The sequence below is a fragment of the Dokdonella sp. genome, from assembly GCF_035703485.1.
In the GTDB taxonomy this organism is placed as follows: Bacteria; Pseudomonadota; Gammaproteobacteria; order Xanthomonadales; family Rhodanobacteraceae; genus Dokdonella.
The window spans coordinates 1-16,645 of sequence record NZ_DASSYD010000045.1 but is presented as its reverse complement, the minus strand read 5'-3'; the positions used below and the strand labels follow the sequence as shown (position 1 = coordinate 16,645).

Here is a 16,645-nt window from a genome sequence, read left to right as displayed (position 1 = left end):
CTCCGTCGGCTTAAGCCGTATTGATTTGATGACACCGTTCGACTTGCCATCCGGGCAATTGAACGTCTTGCGGATCACTGGCGCGTGTTCCGCCGCACAACCGTTTCGGTTGCCCCACCGCGCATCCTGCGCAGCGGGTGTTGCCTGATGAGCGCTGGCGTGTGGCCATGCTCAGAAATTTCCCTTGATCCAGCTGGTTATCCGGTTCCAGGCACCGCCGACCGCCTCGACCCGTCGACCCGGTCCAGGAGCGGTCTGGCGGCTGCCATACAGCAGCAAGCCGACGCCGGTTGAGTGGATCTGATTGGAGACGACGTCTGCGAGTCCGGTTACATGCTGCGGCGCGCCGAGACGCACTGGCATATGGAAAACCTCTTCGGCCAGATCGACGACGCCTTCCATCTTGGCCGCGCCTCCGGTCAGCACGATGCCCGCGGCGACCAGGCTTTCGTATCCGGAACGACGCAGTTCGGCCTGGGCCAGCGAGAACAATTCCTCGTAGCGTGGCTGCACGACTTCGGCGAGGGTCTGCCGGGCCAGACGACGCGGCGGACGATCTCCGACGCTGGGCACCTGGATGGTTTCTTCGGCATGCGCGAGCTGGGCCAGTGCACAGGCGTACTTGACCTTGATTTCCTCGGCATGTGCGGTCGGCGTGCGCAGGGCGACGGCAATGTCGTTGGTGACCTGATCGCCGGCGATTGGCAGCGAGGCGGTATGACGGATCGCCCCCTGGGTGAAGATGGCGATGTCGGTGGTGCCAGCGCCGATATCGACCAGGCAGACGCCGAGATCACGTTCATCCTGGGTCAGTACGGCAAAGCTCGATGCAATCTGCTGGGGGACCAGACCATCGACATGAAGCCCGCAGCGCGAAACGCACTTGCGGATATTGGCCGCTGCACTCATGGCGCCGGTAACCAGGTGCACGCGCGATTCCAGGCGCACACCGGCCATGCCAATCGGGTGACGGATACCTTCCTGACCATCGATGACGTAGTCCTGGGGTTCGAGGTACAGGCGCTCCTGATCGGCCGGAATCGCCACCGCGCGAGCAGCTTCAATCACATGCTCTCGATCGGCCTCGGTCACTTCCTTGTCACGAATCGGCACGATGCCGTGCGAATTGAGACAACGAATGTGGCTGCCGGCAATGCCGGCGTAGACCGAACGAATTTCGCAACCGGCCATCAACTCGGCTTCCTCGATCGCGCGCTGGATCGACTGCACCGTCGATTCAATGTCGACGACGACCCCGCGCTTGAGTCCGTGCGATGGATGCGAGCCGATCCCCATAATCTCGACCGGTTGCCCGGGTTCGTGCTCACCGACGATGGCGACGATCTTCGATGTACCGATATCGAGGCCGACAATGAGGTTCTTTTCAGACTTGCGATTCATCTCTACTCAAACCTGGCCGGCCGGCGCTGGGCCGGGCTGTGGTGTCGTGGTGGGTGCTTCGGGCAGCGCCCAGCGCATGGCGAAGCCGTTTTCATAGCGCAGGTCGACGTAGACCGGCGGACCGGCATTGGCTGCAGCGAGGCTTGGCCATACCTCAATGAATCGATGCAGGCGCGCCATCGCATCAACACGTCCGATCTCGATCAGGGCGCCGCTGGAAAGGGTCAATCGCCAACTGCCGCGGGCACTCAATGCGACGGCTTGCAACGTGAGTCCGCTGCCGGAGAATTGACGCAAGCACTCGGCATGAAAGGCGATCACATCGGCCAGACGCGAATCCGGTCCGGACAATTGCGGCAGGCCCTGCATCGAATCAGCTCCCGGCACCTCGAACAAATCGCCGCTGCGACTGACCAGGCGGGAATCGCCCCAACGGGCGAACGGTTGCCGCTCGTAGACAACGAGGCTCAACGTATCCGGCCATTGCTTGCGTGCCTCGACCCGCTCCACCCAAGGCAGGCGCGATACGGCATCCTGGACCTCGTCCAGTTGCACGGCGAAAAACCCCTTGGCCAGATGACTTTCGACCACCGCTCGAATTTGCTCGGCACTGACATGCGCATACTCGGCGCGCAGTTCGATCTTGCGTACCGGCCAGCGCTCGGAGGCGAACCAGCCATTGAGCACGCCGACGATGGGCAGGGCGACCAGGGTCAGGGCAATGCTCCAGGCCAGAAGACGAGTCAGCAAGGTGCCGCTCATCGCGCACCTCCGTCAGCCTGGGTGGCCGGCTCGCGATCGAGACTGCTCTCGAGAATCTGCCAGCACAGCGACTCGAAATCGATGCCTTCTTGCTGTGCGGCTTTTGGTACCAGCGAATGGCTGGTCATGCCTGGCGCGGTGTTGACCTCAAGCAGACGATTGTTGCCGGAGCGGTCACGCATGACATCGACCCGCCCCCAGCCGAAACAACCGGCGGCCAGGAAGGCGCGCAGCGAGAGCGCGCGCAATTCCGATTCGGCGTCGGCTTCGAGGCCCGGACAAAGGTATTCGGTATCCTCGGCGACATACTTGGCGTGATAGTCGTAGTAAGCGCCCTTCGGCACGATGCGGATTGACGGCAGTGCTTCGCGGCCAAGGATCGCAACGGTCAGTTCGTCACCTTCGATCAGCTCCTCGATCAGCAATTCGCCATCGTGATGGCATGCCAGCTCGATGGCTGCTGGAAGGTCGGCAGCACTGAAAACGCGGGTGATGCCGACGCTGGAACCTTCGTGCGAGGGCTTGACGATGGCCGGATAGCCGATCGCCGCAATGGCCGCTTCAAGATCCTGACCGGGCTGCCAGGCGGCGTAGCGCGGAGTCGGCAAGCCCAGCGCCTGCCAGACCTGCTTGGTCCGCACCTTGTCCATGGACAAAGCCGAACCGAGAATCCCACTGCCGGTGTAGGGCACGCGCAGCGCATCCAGCGCGCCTTGCAGCATTCCATCTTCGCCACCACGACCATGCAGAATATTGAATACGCGCGCGTAGTGACCGGCACGCAAGGCATCGAGCAGGGCCGGAATGCCATCAACCGCATGTGCATCGATGCCACGCGCACGCAGTGCGGCGAGCACGTTGCGTCCGGAGTCGAGCGAGACCTCGCGCTCGGCAGAGGTTCCGCCAAATACGACGGCAACGCGACCGAATCGACGCGGATCGGTGATTCGCGCGGTCATGACGGTGTGCTCCTCAGATCCGGCTTGCCGGCAAGCTCGATGGCGGCCGCGCCGATATCTCCGGCTCCCAGCATCAGCAACAGATCACCATCTTCGAGCAGGGCCGGCAGGATTTCGCGCAGGTTCCGCGGATGTTCAATCAGTACCGGATCGACTTTTCCGCGCGCCCGGATTGCACGTGCCAGTGCACGCGCATCGGCATTGGCGATCGGCTGCTCGCCAGCCGGATAAACTTCGGTCAGGATCAGCACATCGACCTCGGCGAGCACGCGTGAGAAGTCATCGAGCAAATCTCTCGTTCGGGTATAGCGGTGTGGCTGAAAAGCGGCCACCAGACGCCGTTTCGGCCAACCACCGCGAGCGGCGGAAAATACGGCGGCGAGTTCACTGGGATGATGACCGTAGTCATCGACAAGCAATGCCGCGCCCTGATCAATGAGCAGTTCGCCACGCATCGAGAAGCGTCGACCAACACCTTCAAACCCGCTCAATGCCGCTTGCATTGCGCTGGGGGCAACGCCGAGTTGCCAGCCAACCGCGCAGGCTGCGAGAGCATTCAGAACATTGTGTCGACCTGGCAGGTTGAGCGTCACCGGCAGCACTTCATCCTGATCGGGAAGATGCAGATCGAAATGCATGCGTGCTCCGTCCTGGCGGACATCACTGGCGCGAATATCCGCGTCATTGTCGATCGCATAGGTCAGCGCACGGCGTGGCGTTCTAATGACCAGAGCGGCGACCTCAGGGTCGTCAACGCACATCACCGCGAGACCATAAAACGGCAAGTGATGGAGAAATTCGTCAAACGCCGATTTCACCTGCTCGAAATCTCCCCCATAGTTTTCGAGGTGGTCGACATCGATGTTGGTGATGATCGCGATAACCGGCGAAAGCAGCAGGAACGAGCCGTCTGACTCGTCAGCTTCGGCGACCAGAAATTCGCCTGTACCGAGACGCGCATTGGCACCGGCCGCGGTCAGTTGGCCGCCGATGACGAACGTGGGGTCGAGACCGGCTTCGGCGAGAACACTGGCGGTAAGGCTGGTTGTGGTGGTCTTGCCGTGGGTTCCGGCGACCGCGATGCCACGGCGGAAACGCATCAGCTCGCCGAGCATTTGCGCACGCGGCACCACCGGGATCCGGCGCTCGGCTGCGGCCAGCAATTCCGGGTTGTCGGCGCGGATCGCACTGGAGGTGACCAGCACATCGGCCTGCTCGACGTTGCTCGCCGCATGCTCGTGCTGGACGACGATTCCGAGGGATTCGAGTCGGCGCGTGGTTGGCGAATCGGCACGATCGGAACCCGACACGGTATAGCCGAGGTTGTGCAGCACTTCGGCGATTCCGCTCATGCCGACGCCGCCGATGCCAACGAAGTGAACGCGACGGAAGTCCTGCATGATGTCGCCGTGACGGCGTAGTGCCTGCGGAGTCATGCGGCCACCTTGATGCAGATATCGGCAATGCGGGCGACCGAATCTGGCTGCGCCAGTCCGCGTGCTACCGAAGCCATTTTCAACAGTCGCGGGCGGTCTCGATCAAGCTCATCCAGACAGCCACCGAGGCGCTTGACGAAGCCATCGCCTTCAGCCACGAGGCGCGCTGCACCGGCGTTGAGAAGGACTTCGGCGTTGCGCGTTTGATGATCGTCCACCGCTTGCGGAAACGGCACAAGAATGGAGCCGACGCCGACGGCACAGAGTTCGGCAATGGTCAGCGCGCCGGCTCGACAGATGACAAGGTCGGCCCAGGCATAAGCCGCTGCCATGTCTTCGACAAAGGCTTCCACGTTGACCTCAAGTTGCACGTTCGCATAGGCGGCACGTGTCTTTTCCAGATGCCGCGCACCGCATTGATGGCGGATTTGCAGTGGCACGCGATCGCCACGACGCTGAATCACATCGGGCAGCATCGTGTTCAGGCTTTGTGCGCCCTGACTGCCGCCAAGAACGAGGATGCGCACCGCGCCCTCACGTCCGCCAAAACGTTGCTGTGGTGCTGGCAGCGCCGAAATTTCCTTGCGCACCGGATTACCGACCCATTCGGCGTCGGCAAAGCTGTCGGCGAAGCCGCTCAGAGTGCGTTTGGCCAATCGCGACAACAGCCGATTGGTCATGCCGGGCACGCGATTTTGCTCATGCACGACCATCGGAACGCGCGCCAGCCAGGCGGCAATGCCGCCCGGTGCGGCCGCATAGCCACCCATCGACAAGACGCTGACCGGATGCAGCCGACGCAGAATTCGGTAAGCGGCAAGGATCGCGCGCAGCAATCGAAGCGGTGCCAGGGCGAGGGTCAGGACGCCTTTTCCGCGCACACCGCTGAAATCCAGTGTTTCCAGTTCGAAGCCGGCTTCCGGCACCAGTCGACCTTCAAGGCCGACCTTGCCACCAAGCCAGACCACGGCGATGCCGCGCGCACGCAATTCCCTGCCGACCGCAATCCCTGGAAAAATATGGCCACCGGTTCCTCCGGCCATGATCAGGATCGGACCGTTCATGCCGATGGTCCTTCGACCACAGCGTGGTCTTCGTTCGTCGCAGCCACTGCCTGAGCGGCGGCGTTTTCGGCACGCGAAAGTTCATAGCTGACTCGCGCCAGCAAACCAATGGCAACGCAGGTCATCATCACGCTGGAGCCACCGGAACTGATCAGCGGCAAGGTCAGGCCCTTGGTCGGCAGAACGCCAAGATTCACACCAATTGATACCAACGCCTGGAAGGCGATCATCAGCGAGACGCCGAAGGCGCAATAGCCACCGAATCGCTGGCCGCGCTCCATTGCGCGAAGTCCGATGCGCATGCCACTGCCCACCAGCCAGGCGAACAAGCCGAGGACGAGGAGAATGCCGAAGAAGCCGAGCTCTTCGGCGATCACGGCGAGGATGAAGTCCGTATGTGCTTCGGGCAGGTAGAAGAGCTTCTGCACACTGGCACCAAGTCCCACACCGAACCATTCTCCGCGGCCCACCGCGATCAAGGCCTGGGTCAACTGGAAGCCCTCGTTGAAGGGGTCAGCCCAGGGATCAAGGAACGACTTGAGACGCTTCAGACGGTAGTCCTCGAACATCGCCGCCCAGGCCAGGGCCGGCGTCGCCACGGCGGCAAGCAATCCGAGATTTCGCAGGCGTGCGCCGCCCAGCCAGACCATGCCGAGACTGACTGCAATCAGCAAGGTAGCGCTGCCGAAGTCCGGCTGAGCCAGCAGGAGCAGGACAAGCAGCCCGGAGATGCCGATGGGCTTGAGCACGCCGGCCATGCTCGCGTGAACACTATCGCGATGGCGCACGAGATAGCTGGCCAGATAGACGATCAGGATCAACTTGACCATCTCGACCGATTGAAATCCGGAGATGCCAAGGTTGATCCAGCGCCGTGCGCCGTTGACGCGCATGCCGATTCCCGGAACAAACACGAGCAACAACAATATGAATGCAAGCAGCAGGAGCAGGACCGCATGCTTCTCGATCGTGGCCAATTCGATACGCGCGACGCCGCAGGCCAGACTGATGCCCAACACCAGAAAGGCCAGATGGCGATACAGGTAGTGAAACGGTCCGATATTCTGGCTGTCGGCAATCGAAATCGAGCTCGAGGCAACCATGATCAGGCCGAGACTGACCAGACCCAGCGCTGACAGAATGACGCCACGATCGTAGCGGCCTTGCGGCGCCCCGCGTCGTTTAGCCTGGGAGTTGGCGGCCGATTCGAACATCAACGCACCTTCAGGGTCGCGAGACCGACCAGAACAAGAACCACACTGATGATCCAGAAGCGCACGATCACGCGCGGCTCCGGCCAGCCCTTGAGTTCAAAGTGATGGTGGATCGGTGCCATGCGGAAAATGCGCTTGCCGGTGAGCTTGAAACTGGCTACCTGGAGAATCACTGAAGCAGTCTCCATGACGAAGACGCCGCCCATGATCAGCAAGACGATTTCCTGTCGCACGATCACTGCAATGGTTCCGATCGCGGCACCTACAGCCAGTGCGCCGATATCACCCATGAAGACCTGGGCCGGATAGGTGTTGAACCAGAGGAAGCCCAAACCGGCTCCGGCCAGCGCACCACAAAAGATCACCAGTTCGCCGGCACCCGGTATCGAGGGAATTTGCAGATAGCTGGAGAACACCGCGTTGCCAGCCAGATAGGCAAAGGCACCGAGTGCAGTGACCACCAGCACGCTCGGCATGATTGCCAGTCCATCGAGACCATCGGTCAGATTCACCGCATTGGAGAATCCAACGATCATCAGATAGGCCAGCGGCACGAAAAGGATTCCAAGCGGAATTGCGATCGTCTTGAACACCGGCACATACAACGCGGTATGTGCGGGCAGATCGGCTTGCGTGTAGAGGATCACCGCGATGGCCAGACCGAAAACCGATTGCCAGAAGTACTTCCAGCGCGAGGCCAATCCACGGCTGTCACGCAACACGAGCTTCTTGTAGTCGTCGTAGAAGCCAATGCCACCAAACGCCACGGTCACGCCGAGCACCATCCACACGTAGCGATTGTGCAAATCCATCCACAACAAGGTGGCAATTGCGACCGCGAGGATGATCAACAAGCCGCCCATGGTCGGCGTACCAGCCTTGACCAGATGTGTCTGCGGCCCATCGGACCGAACTACTTGCCCGGCCTTCAGATCACCGAGCTTGCGGATTACCGCCGGGCCGATCAGCAATGACACGGCAAGCGCGGTCAGGGTGCTCATGATGGCGCGGAAGGTCAGGTACTGAAACAGATGAAAGCCGCTGTACCAGTTGCGTAGAAGATCGGCGAGTTCAAGCAACATGACGATCCCCCTGGACAATTTCGTCGCCGAACAAAGCACGGACGACCCGATCCATGGCCGAGCCGCGCGAGCCCTTGACCAGCAAGGTAGCGTCGGGCTTCAGTTCTTCTTCGAGAGCGCGGATCAGTGATTCCTGATTTTCGAAATACCTGGCTTCATTGCCGAATGCTTGCGCGGCGGCACGACTCAGGTCACCGACGGCGTAAAGACGATCGATACCCTTGTTCAATGCCAGCGCCCCCGTCTCGGCATGCAGGCGTTCGCCATCGGGCCCAAGTTCGCGCATGTCACCGACCACGAGGATGCGAGTTCCAGTGCAGGCCGCCAGGGTATTGATCGCTGCGGAAAACGAAGCCGGATTGGCGTTGTAGGTATCATCGATGATGGTCGCGCCACTGCTGTGCAGACGTCGCGCGCTGCGCCCGGAAACGGCGCTCGCGCCTTCCAGGCCTGCCTTGATGGTCGCCAGTGGAACATCCACGGCGAGTGCGAGGCTGCTCGCCGCCAGCGCATTGAGCACATTGTGCAAACCGAGTAGCGGGGTCGAAATTTCGATCTCACCGATCGGCGTGACCAGGGTGAATTCAGAATCGGGGCCGGTCGGGGTGAAGCGCGCAGTGACTTCAGCACCCTCACCCAATCCGAAGCGAATCAGAGTCCGGCCAGATGCGAGTTCTATGAAGAAGGGCGCGAAGGTGTCATCTGCGTTGATCACTGCGATGCCATGTGCTGGCAAACCTGAATAGAGCGCGCCCTTGGTGCTGGCGACTCCTTCGAGGGAACCCATTCGCTCAAGATGGGCCGGTGCGATGTTGTTGACGAGTCCGATCTGCGGTAGCGCGATTTGCACCAGATAGGCGATGTCGCCGGGCTTGCCGGCACCCATTTCAAGGACGACGAATTGCGCATCCTCGGGCGTTGCCAGCAAGGTCAATGGAAGTCCGATTTCGTTATTGAAGCTGCCCACGCTGAAATGTGTCGGCGCATGCAAACCGAGAATGCCAGCGAGCAGGGTCTTGACTGTGGTCTTGCCGTTTGACCCGGTGATGCCGATGACGCAAAGCTCTCGCTCCCGGCGCACGTGGCCGGCCAATTGACCAAGGGCGATCTGGCTATCGGCAACGATGACCTGAGGCAGCTCGATATCGAGTTGGCGCTCGACCAGGGCCGCACAGGCCCCTTGCGATTTTGCCGCTTCGACAAAGTCGTGCGCATCATGATTTTCGCCGCGCAGGGCGACAAACAGGGCATCGCGACTCGACTGCCGACTATCGGTCGAAACTTCCGTGATGCGAACATCACGGCCGTGCAAACGACCTGTCGTGATTTGTGCAATAGTGGTCAGATCAAGATTCAGCATGGCCGCGCTCCAAGTGCGCGCCGAGCCACTTCGATATCGTCGAACGGGTGGCGAACTCCATTCACTTCCTGGTAGGGCTCGTGGCCCTTGCCAGCGATCAGAACGATGTCGTTGTCACGCGCATCAGTGATTGCACGCTGGATGGCCTTGCCGCGATCGCGCTCGATTTGCACGACATCCGGCTTGGCAAAACCGGACAGGATCGCGGCAACGATTGCGTCCCCATCCTCACCGCGCGGATTGTCGTCAGTGACGATCACCTCGTCGGCGAGACGTTCGGCAATGGCCGCCATCTGCGCACGCTTGCCGATATCGCGCTCGCCTCCGCAACCGAACACGCAGACAAGAGCCCCGTTGCAATGCGCTCGCAAATTGGTCAGCGCCTGCTCCAGGGCATCCGGCGTATGCGCGTAGTCGACGACGACGAGGGGTTGCAGCGTGTCGCCACCGAGACGGCTCATGCGTCCGCGGACCGGTTCCAGTTGCGACAGCGCCACACGGATATCGTCGAACTTGTGGCCAAGCGCGGTGAGACTCGCAGCCACGGCCAGCAAGTTGGATACGTTGAAGCGACCAAGCAGATTCGATTCGATCCGGCCTTCGCCCTCGGGCGTACGCAGCGTGAATTGCAGCCCGCTTGCTCGAGTCTCGACATCGATCGCCCTGATTTCGGCATGAGCGTTCTCGATTGCATAGCCCAACCTGGTGATGCCGCCAGGCAAGCTGACCATCAATTGACGTCCAAACGGATCATCAATATTGACGACGGCTGCAGACAGGCCGGGCATGGCGAACAAGCGTTGCTTGGCCGCCGCATAAGTAGCCATATCGCCGTGATAATCGAGATGATCGCGGCTCAGATTGGTGAATACGGCGACATTGAACTGGATTCCGTTTACCCGATCCTGGTCCAGCGCGTGAGATGAAACTTCCATGGCAACGTCGGTCGCAGCCGCTGCAAGAAAGGTCGCCAGCAAGCGCTGCTGGTTGATTGCATCTGGTGTCGTACGTTCGCCGGCATCGACGCGTCCGTGCATTCCCGCACCCAGCGTTCCGATTGTTGCCGCGCTCCGGCCCATGCGGTTCAACGCCTGTGCCAGCAACTGCACCACTGAAGTCTTGCCGTTGGTGCCGGTCACGCCGGTGATGCGCATGCTGCGCGAAGGATCACCGTGGAATCGCGCAGCGATCAGACCCAATTTTTTTCGCAAGCCTTCGATCCACAACACATCGCCATCGAGGCGCTCCGCAGTGATTGCGGGCGCAACCTCTGCGAGCACGATGCTCGCCCCTCGCGCGAGCGCCTTGGCGGCGAAATCGATGCCGTGCTGGCGAGTTCCCTGCAAGGCGACGAATGCATCCCCGGCATCAATGTTCCGCGAATCCAGACTCAAGCCCCGCACGACGACGTCGGCAAAGGCCCCGACATCGGCATGTCCGGCCAGCAGCTCACCAAGGCGCGTGGCCGACCTCATGGTACGGCCTCCTCGTAGTTCGGCTGGTCGGCGGGATACTCGGGACGCTCGCTGGTCGGGTCGATTGGATGCCCGACATCGGGAGAGCCGGCATACCAGTGCTGGACATTGTCTGGCGCGACATCGAGCAGGCGCAGCGCGTTGGCCATGACCTTGCTGAATACCGGTGCCGAGATCAGGCCACCGAAGTACGCGCCGTTACCCTGGCCTGGATCGTTGATGACAACCACGCCAACGAGACGCGGATTGCTGGCCGGCACCATGCCCGAGAACAGCGACACATAACGTTTCTCATAGCCGCCGGCGACTGCACGTCGTGAGGTACCGGTCTTGCCCGCAACTCGATAGTTCGGAACGGCTGCGGCAAGCCCCGATCCCTCGGGTGAAATGACGGTTTCCAGCATGTCGCGTACGCTCGCCGCGATCTGCGGATCAATCACCGCGCTATCCGGATTGACGGCACCTTTGACAAAGCCCGGCTGGCGCAATCGACCACCATTGGCCAGCGCCGCATAGGCCTGGGCAATTTGCATGGTGGTCACGCTGAGTCCATAGCCGTAGGCGATGGTGGCCTTCTCCACCGGACCCCAGCTTTTCGAGATCGGCAGGTAACCCGGCGACTCACCGGGGAAACCGCAACCGCTGACTTCACCAAAGCCGAAGCGGTGGAGCACGTCGTACATGTGCTCGCTGCTCAGCGTCGCCGCAATCTTGGCTGCGCCGACGTTGCTCGACTTGGTGATGACACGGGTGACATTGATCATTCCGTAGTTGCGGTGATCACTGATCGTGTAGCCGCCCTGCAGCTTCAAGGTGCCTGGGGTCGTGTCGATCTTCGATTCGGGCGTCCATTGCCCGCTTTCCAGCGCTGCGGCAATCGTGAATGGCTTCATCGTCGAACCGGGCTCGACGACATCGGTCACGGCGCGATTGCGACGATAAGCCGGGTTGATTGCGGAGCGGGAGTTTGGATTGAATGAAGGCTGATTGACCATCGCCAGCACTTCACCGTTGCTGACATCGAGAATGACCATCGAGCCGGATGACGCACGGTGTTCGAGGATTGCCGATTTCAGCTCTCGATAGGCCAGATACTGGATGCGCCGATCAATCGACAAGGTGAGATCGCGCCCTGGCTGCGCGGCCTGCAACAGTTCGACGTTCTCCACAACATGACCGAGGCGATCGCGAATGACCCGCTTGAGCCCTGGCTTGCCGGCCAGCCAGTCATCAAACGCCAGCTCCAGACCTTCCTGGCCGCGATCATCAATATTCGTCACGCCGAGCGCGTGGGCGAGAATTTCGCCGCTGGGATAGTAGCGACGAAATGCCCGCTCGCTGGCCACGCCCGGAATCTTGAGATCGAGAATCTCCGCGGCCGCATCCGGATCGACCTGTCGTTTCAGATAGAGAAATTCCTTGTCCTTGCGCTGCACCAGTCGCTCGGTCAGGTCGGCAGTGGTCACGCCAAGCGCCTTGGCCAGGATCGGCAACTGTTCGGGATTGGCCAGCAGCTCCTGCGGATTTCCCCAGATCGACTCGACCGGAGTCGATACCGCCAGCGGTTCGCCATTGCGATCGAAAATCGTGCCGCGAGAGACCGGGATCGGAATATCACGCAGATAACGCGCATCCCCTTCGCCTTGATAGAAATCCTTGCGCACAACCTGGAGGTCGACAGCGCGCACGACCAGGGCGGTCGAGGCAAGAGCGAGCACCATCAGCACCATGTACAGGCGCGCACGCAAATTCGCCGGCTTGGCTCGCGGCGTCATCGGCATGCTCCTGAAATCGGCAGGCAGCCGAGCACCTGCACGAATGTGCGGGTGCTCGAAATGCCGACCGAAGTCGGAATGTGGTTCGCAATCCTTGCGATGGCGCTTTCATTCATGACTGTGAGTTCCCCCTCACTGTCGGATCAATGTGTCGTGACGATCATCTCCGCGGGTCCCGGCGAAACCATGCCGAGACGACCGCGTGCAATCTGTTCTATTCGATTATTTTCCGCCCAGGTCGCCTGCTCTATTTCCAGACGGCCGAACTCGAAATTCAGGTTGTCGCGCTCATTGGTCAGCCGATTCAACTCGACAAAATGGCGACGACTTTCGTGCCGCGCATAAACCACACCGATGGCGCTGACGATGACTGCAGCGACCAGCACCAGCATGGCGATTACACGCAGGCTCATGTACGTTTCTCCGCCACTCGCAGCACCGCACTGCGCGATCGCGGATTTGCCGCCAGTTCAGCGGCCCCGGCAAACTGTTTTCCAAGCGCATGGAGTGGCGAGGGCGGCACTTCAATCGGCGGCAGATTGCGCCGGTTGATCGGCCGCGATGCCTGTCCTCGCATGAAATGCTTGACCACACGATCCTCCAGCGAGTGGAAGCTGATCACGACCAGGCGGCCGCCCGGCTTGAGCCGCTCCAGCGCCGCTTGAAGCCCCGTCTCCAACGCACCCAGCTCGTCGTTGAGATGGATACGCAGCGCCTGGAACGTACGCGTCGCCGGATGCTTGTTGCGTTCGCGATGACCGATCGTCCTTGCCACCAGCTCGGCCAATTGCGTCGTCGTCTGCAGCGCCTGCTCGGCGCGCTTCTCGACAATGACCTTGGCAATCCTTCGGCTCAGACGTTCTTCTCCATAGCGCCACAACACCTCGGCAATTTCCGTTTCGGTTGCTGCTGCCAGCCATTCGGCGGCGCTGCGACCGGATCCTGGATCCATGCGCATGTCGAGAGGACCATCCGCCTGGAAGCTGAAACCCCGGCTTGCATCATCGATTTGCGGCGAAGACACGCCGAGATCGAGAAACACGCCGTCGAGTGCCTGATCCGCTTCAGCCCAAAGCCCCATGTCGGCGAAATTCGACTGATGTATCCGCACTCGATCGTCCTTGCCAAACTCCTTGATCGCTTGCTCGATCGCCGTCGGATCACGATCCATCAATAGCAAGCGACCCCTTTCATCCAACCGCTTCAACACCTCACGCGCATGGCCGCCGCGGCCAAACGTGCCATCGAGATAGATTCCCTGTGGCTGGATCTGCAGCGCCTCGATCACCTCTTCCAGCATGACCGGCGCGTGCGTGAATTCCGCTTCCGCCATGGTTTCTTCCCGACTAGAACTTGAGATCGAGCATGTCCTCCGTGATCTGCTCCTCACCGATCGTTTCGCGAATCTTGGCCAGGTGCGCCTGCTCGCTCCACAACTCCAGCTTGTTGCCCATACCCAGCAATACCGCTTTCTTTTCTATGCCCGCCGCGCCACGCTGACTCGCCGGCAGCAGCACCCGTCCATTGCCATCCGGCTCGACATGCGCAGCAGCACCGACCAGCTTCATCTGCAGGTTGCGATGGACAGTCTTGGCCTTGGACAGGGCATTGACCTCATCGCGCACCTGTTCCCACTCCTTTTCGGGAAACAACCACAAACAGCCATGTTCAAACGGGTTATAGGTGACCACGAGGCGATTTCCGCTGTGCTTGGCCACCGCTTCGCGATGGGTTGCGGGAATGGAAACCCGACCCTTTTCGTCCAGCGTGACTGCGGCTTCGCCCTGAAACATATCCACTCAACACCACAAAAACCCACCAAAACCCACCTTATGCGCCAAGTCACGGACTGTCAAGGAAATTTGAGCGTCTTTGCGGGGCATTCGGGGTTGAGTCGACCGCTATCGATTGGCAGTCTCGAGCAACGACCATTGGGCCGATTCAGGAACCGCTTCGGGAAATCCACAGCGGTGGTCGGTATTCCCGTCAGAGGCCAGATTTGTCAGCGGCGCAACTGGCTTCATTGGTGTAGCTGGCGGTCGGGTGAGGATTCAACTGGGTGAAGCCGCTTGCAGGTCTTGCGGATAGCCTCAAGAAGGAACGACCCCGACGAGAATCAACGAGGCCGGTTGCCGAGTTTCCGGATTGGCGGGCTCCAGAATCTGGTCGATGCAAAATCCCGCTTTTGAAAACAATTGCGACCAGTTCTGCAGTGTTCTGAAGTACCAGGGCGCTGGCTCGCCAAATTCGCCTTCGATACCGAGCCAGGATCCCGACCGCCAACCATCTTGATAGGGGTTGTCGATAGAGGCCACCCAGGGATGCAAGGTTTGCACAATCAACGCGCCGCCGGGCTTGAGCAATGAAGGCACCGCTGCAACCAGGTCATCTGCAGCCATCTCACCGAGCAACGAGAAGTTGCACACGCAGATATCGAACGACTCTTCCAGACCGTGTGCGGCCAGGTCTTCATAGGACAGAAGGTCGTAGCGGCCACCTTCTTCCGTGCGAGCCTTCTCGATCAGTTCAGGCACAACATCAACACCAAGAACGTCGATCCCGTGTCGGCCAAGCCTGCGCACCAACCAGCCTTCGCCGCAACCGATATCGAGCACCGATCGAGGCGATCGCGCCAGTACCGCGTTGACGATCGCATCATCGGTAGCAACAACGCGACTGCGGATGCGGCCTTCTCGAACCGCCGCTATCCATGGCACGCTGTTGTCTTTCCAGCGCTCGATGATCTCCTCATCGTTCATGCATGGATCCGCTCAGACCGCCTTGGCAATGGGTGGAAAGCAACAATACCGACTTGCTCGTCATTTGCAGAGTATCCAGCAAGGTGCGTCAGCAGCAAAAGTCGTGCAAGATCGCATCCTTTGTCCACTGTCGACCGCTTGATGATTTTTCGCAAAGCACTCGGCACCACCAAGCTATCAAAAGGGTTCAATCGATGTCGGCACTGATCTGCGGTTCTCTCGCCTATGACACCATCATGGTCTTTCCGGACCAGTTCAAGAATCACATCCTGCCGGACAAGGTTCACATCCTCAACGTGTCGTTTCTGGTCCCGCGAATGCGCCGCGAATTCGGCGGCTGTGCCGGCAACATCGCTTACAACCTCAAGCTGCTCGGCGGAGAACCGATCCCCATGGCAACCGTGGGACAGGATTTCGGTCCCTATCGCGAACACTTCGAGGAATACGACATCCGACTCGATCAGGTCAAGGAACTGACCGATCTGTTCACGCCCCAGGCATTCATCACAACCGATCTCGACAACAACCAGATCACCGCGTTTCATCCGGGCGCGATGATGCGTTCGTACGAAAATCATGTGAAGGATGTCAAAGACGTCGAGTTCGGCATCGTCAGTCCGGATGGTCGCGAGGGCATGCTGCAGAACGCGCGTGAATTCCTCGAAGGCGGCATTCCGTTTATCTTCGATCCGGGACAAGCCATGCCGCTGTTCAATGGTGAGGAACTGCGCCACTTCGTCGATCAAGCGGACTATGTCACCGTCAATGACTACGAATCGAACCTGCTGCAGGAGAAAACCGGCTGGACCGAGGCAGAGATCGCCAGTCGGGTAAAAGCCTACATCACCACTTGCGGCCCGAGAGGCGCAAAAATTCATACCGATGGCAAAACCCTGGACGTTCCTCCTGCGCACGAGCGCCGGATTACCGATCCAACCGGATGTGGTGATGCATTTCGCGCCGGCTTGATCCACGGCATCATGAAGGGCTATGACTGGATGACCATCGGCCGCATCGGCAACCTGATGGGCGCGCTCAAAGTCGAGCACCCCGGAACGCAAAACCAGCGCTTTGACTACCGCCAGTTCTCCGACCAGTTCCGCCAGCAGTTTGGTTATGCGCTTGAGTGAGGGTGTGCTCGACAGCCGCGATGCCTTGACCAGCCGTTCGGCTGTTGAAAGCGGTCACATGACGAACAGCATTGTGCCGACGGGGCTTCGAATGAAGCGCTCAGCGATGACCTGTTGCAGTTCGCGCGGCTGCGCCGCTTGATGCAAGAGGTCATAAAAAACCCCACCCGATTTCTCGGATGGGGTTTTGGATAAAGCGCTCAGCGATGACCTACTCTTGCATGGCTT

15 protein-coding genes are annotated in these 16,645 nt (G+C 60.3%); 1 reads left to right on the top strand and 14 read right to left on the bottom strand.

The window, feature by feature from the left end; all coding sequences use genetic code 11:
• Nucleotides 1–171: 171 nt before the first annotated feature.
• The 14 genes from ftsA to VFN25_RS03290 form a co-directional block, all read right to left on the bottom strand.
• On the bottom strand, nucleotides 172–1,401 hold the full coding sequence (gene ftsA, locus VFN25_RS03355; RefSeq protein WP_325138801.1) for a cell division protein FtsA: 1,230 nt from the start codon (nucleotides 1,399–1,401) through the stop codon (nucleotides 172–174).
• 6 nt (nucleotides 1,402–1,407) lie between these two features.
• The gene (locus tag VFN25_RS03350; RefSeq protein ID WP_325138799.1) at nucleotides 1,408–2,163 is read right to left on the bottom strand and encodes a cell division protein FtsQ/DivIB; all 756 of its coding nucleotides are present in this window, start codon (nucleotides 2,161–2,163) and stop codon (nucleotides 1,408–1,410) included.
• A complete protein-coding gene (locus tag VFN25_RS03345) occupies nucleotides 2,160–3,122 on the bottom strand; it encodes a D-alanine--D-alanine ligase (RefSeq protein ID WP_325138798.1) in 963 nt (320 codons plus the stop codon). The genes VFN25_RS03350 and VFN25_RS03345 overlap by 4 nt, the downstream gene beginning before the upstream one ends.
• A complete protein-coding gene (gene murC, locus VFN25_RS03340; protein WP_325138796.1) occupies nucleotides 3,119–4,558 on the bottom strand; it encodes a UDP-N-acetylmuramate--L-alanine ligase in 1,440 nt (479 codons plus the stop codon). Before murC ends, VFN25_RS03345 begins: the two co-directional genes overlap by 4 nt.
• On the bottom strand, nucleotides 4,555–5,622 hold the full coding sequence (murG, locus tag VFN25_RS03335; RefSeq protein ID WP_325138794.1) for an undecaprenyldiphospho-muramoylpentapeptide beta-N-acetylglucosaminyltransferase: 1,068 nt from the start codon (nucleotides 5,620–5,622) through the stop codon (nucleotides 4,555–4,557). Before murG ends, murC begins: the two co-directional genes overlap by 4 nt.
• Nucleotides 5,619–6,836, bottom strand: coding sequence for a putative lipid II flippase FtsW (gene ftsW, locus VFN25_RS03330; RefSeq protein WP_325138792.1), 1,218 nt, complete (start codon nucleotides 6,834–6,836; stop codon nucleotides 5,619–5,621). The genes murG and ftsW overlap by 4 nt, the downstream gene beginning before the upstream one ends.
• Nucleotides 6,836–7,918, bottom strand: coding sequence for a phospho-N-acetylmuramoyl-pentapeptide-transferase (gene mraY / locus VFN25_RS03325; RefSeq protein ID WP_325138790.1), 1,083 nt, complete (start codon nucleotides 7,916–7,918; stop codon nucleotides 6,836–6,838). Before mraY ends, ftsW begins: the two co-directional genes overlap by 1 nt.
• Nucleotides 7,908–9,278, bottom strand: a complete 1,371-nt coding sequence (locus VFN25_RS03320) for a UDP-N-acetylmuramoyl-tripeptide--D-alanyl-D-alanine ligase (protein ID WP_325138787.1) — start codon at nucleotides 9,276–9,278, stop codon at nucleotides 7,908–7,910. Before VFN25_RS03320 ends, mraY begins: the two co-directional genes overlap by 11 nt.
• Nucleotides 9,272–10,753: a UDP-N-acetylmuramoyl-L-alanyl-D-glutamate--2,6-diaminopimelate ligase gene (locus VFN25_RS03315; protein WP_325138785.1), complete on the bottom strand. Its 1,482-nt coding sequence runs from the start codon at nucleotides 10,751–10,753 to the stop codon at nucleotides 9,272–9,274. The genes VFN25_RS03320 and VFN25_RS03315 overlap by 7 nt, the downstream gene beginning before the upstream one ends.
• Nucleotides 10,750–12,528 carry a penicillin-binding protein 2 gene (locus VFN25_RS03310; RefSeq protein WP_325138783.1) on the bottom strand — a complete coding sequence of 593 codons (1,779 nt, stop codon included), beginning with the start codon at nucleotides 12,526–12,528 and terminating at the stop codon, nucleotides 10,750–10,752. The genes VFN25_RS03315 and VFN25_RS03310 overlap by 4 nt, the downstream gene beginning before the upstream one ends.
• Before the next feature lie 143 nt (nucleotides 12,529–12,671).
• A complete protein-coding gene (gene ftsL, locus VFN25_RS03305; protein WP_414648839.1) occupies nucleotides 12,672–12,941 on the bottom strand; it encodes a cell division protein FtsL in 270 nt (89 codons plus the stop codon).
• The gene (gene rsmH / locus VFN25_RS03300) at nucleotides 12,938–13,861 is read right to left on the bottom strand and encodes a 16S rRNA (cytosine(1402)-N(4))-methyltransferase RsmH (protein WP_325138781.1); all 924 of its coding nucleotides are present in this window, start codon (nucleotides 13,859–13,861) and stop codon (nucleotides 12,938–12,940) included. Before rsmH ends, ftsL begins: the two co-directional genes overlap by 4 nt.
• A gap of 13 nt (nucleotides 13,862–13,874) precedes the next feature.
• Complete coding sequence (gene mraZ / locus VFN25_RS03295) at nucleotides 13,875–14,321, bottom strand: division/cell wall cluster transcriptional repressor MraZ (RefSeq protein ID WP_325138853.1); 447 nt, start codon at nucleotides 14,319–14,321, stop codon at nucleotides 13,875–13,877.
• Between the two features lie 297 nt (nucleotides 14,322–14,618).
• The gene (locus VFN25_RS03290; protein WP_325138779.1) at nucleotides 14,619–15,287 is read right to left on the bottom strand and encodes a class I SAM-dependent methyltransferase; all 669 of its coding nucleotides are present in this window, start codon (nucleotides 15,285–15,287) and stop codon (nucleotides 14,619–14,621) included.
• 194 nt (nucleotides 15,288–15,481) lie between these two features.
• Between VFN25_RS03290 and VFN25_RS03285 the strand changes: the two genes are divergently transcribed.
• Nucleotides 15,482–16,417: a carbohydrate kinase family protein gene (locus VFN25_RS03285; RefSeq protein WP_325138778.1), complete on the top strand. Its 936-nt coding sequence runs from the start codon at nucleotides 15,482–15,484 to the stop codon at nucleotides 16,415–16,417.
• Nucleotides 16,418–16,645 lie beyond the last annotated feature (228 nt).

Excerpts from the sequence above, each read along its gene's own strand:
- ftsA (WP_325138801.1), bottom strand. The coding sequence starts at position 1,401 with ATGAATCGCAAGTCTGAAAAGAACCTCATTGTCGGCCTCGATATCGGT.
- VFN25_RS03350 (WP_325138799.1), bottom strand. The coding sequence starts at position 2,163 with ATGAGCGGCACCTTGCTGACTCGTCTTCTGGCCTGGAGCATTGCCCTG.
- VFN25_RS03345 (WP_325138798.1), bottom strand. The coding sequence starts at position 3,122 with ATGACCGCGCGAATCACCGATCCGCGTCGATTCGGTCGCGTTGCCGTC.
- murC (WP_325138796.1), bottom strand. The coding sequence starts at position 4,558 with ATGACTCCGCAGGCACTACGCCGTCACGGCGACATCATGCAGGACTTC.
- murG (WP_325138794.1), bottom strand. The coding sequence starts at position 5,622 with ATGAACGGTCCGATCCTGATCATGGCCGGAGGAACCGGTGGCCATATT.
- ftsW (WP_325138792.1), bottom strand. The coding sequence starts at position 6,836 with ATGTTCGAATCGGCCGCCAACTCCCAGGCTAAACGACGCGGGGCGCCG.
- mraY (WP_325138790.1), bottom strand. The coding sequence starts at position 7,918 with ATGTTGCTTGAACTCGCCGATCTTCTACGCAACTGGTACAGCGGCTTT.
- VFN25_RS03320 (WP_325138787.1), bottom strand. The coding sequence starts at position 9,278 with ATGCTGAATCTTGATCTGACCACTATTGCACAAATCACGACAGGTCGT.
- VFN25_RS03315 (WP_325138785.1), bottom strand. The coding sequence starts at position 10,753 with ATGAGGTCGGCCACGCGCCTTGGTGAGCTGCTGGCCGGACATGCCGAT.
- VFN25_RS03310 (WP_325138783.1), bottom strand. The coding sequence starts at position 12,528 with ATGACGCCGCGAGCCAAGCCGGCGAATTTGCGTGCGCGCCTGTACATG.
- ftsL (WP_414648839.1), bottom strand. The coding sequence starts at position 12,941 with ATGAGCCTGCGTGTAATCGCCATGCTGGTGCTGGTCGCTGCAGTCATC.
- rsmH (WP_325138781.1), bottom strand. The coding sequence starts at position 13,861 with ATGGCGGAAGCGGAATTCACGCACGCGCCGGTCATGCTGGAAGAGGTG.
- mraZ (WP_325138853.1), bottom strand. The coding sequence starts at position 14,321 with ATGTTTCAGGGCGAAGCCGCAGTCACGCTGGACGAAAAGGGTCGGGTT.
- VFN25_RS03290 (WP_325138779.1), bottom strand. The coding sequence starts at position 15,287 with ATGAACGATGAGGAGATCATCGAGCGCTGGAAAGACAACAGCGTGCCA.
- VFN25_RS03285 (WP_325138778.1), top strand. The coding sequence starts at position 15,482 with ATGTCGGCACTGATCTGCGGTTCTCTCGCCTATGACACCATCATGGTC.